The organism is Methylobacterium sp. Leaf93 (assembly GCF_001422345.1).
GTDB classification, from domain to species: Bacteria; Pseudomonadota; Alphaproteobacteria; order Rhizobiales; family Beijerinckiaceae; genus Methylobacterium; species Methylobacterium bullatum.
Genome location: NZ_LMMS01000031.1, coordinates 1 through 424, shown reverse-complemented (window position 1 = coordinate 424; position 424 = coordinate 1). Strand labels below are relative to the sequence as shown.

General features: G+C 66.0%; 1 protein-coding gene. It reads left to right on the top strand.

Going from position 1 to position 424, the window contains the following annotated elements; genetic code table 11:
* The coding region (locus ASF26_RS20900; RefSeq protein ID WP_162240236.1) for a hypothetical protein at nucleotides 1–424 on the top strand (424 nt) is incomplete at both ends.

The window sequence follows — 424 nt, the reverse complement described above, 5'->3', positions numbered from 1 at the left end:
GTTGCCAGCCACACGTTCGTTGCCGCCGATTTCGGCTTCACGGATGCGGATGCCAGCAACAGCTTCACGGCGGTTCGGATCGACACGGTGCCGACAGGCGGCGTGCTGAAGCTGGACGGTGTCACCGTAACGGCGGCGCAGGTGATCGCAGTCGGTGATCTGACCAAGCTGGTGTTCACCGCCGCGGACAMTGCCGGCGTCGCCAGCGTCGGCTTCACCTTCTCGGTTCAGGACGAGAACGGCCTGTCCTCGACWGCTCCGTCCACCCTCACCTTCACCGTCACCGGCACCAACGACGCGCCCACGGGRRCGGATAAAGCCGTCACGATCACGGAGCCGACCCCCGGCGCCGCGACGCATACCTTCTCGGCATCCGACTTCGGCTACGCGGATACCGACCTCGATCAGACCGTGTTGGCCGGTG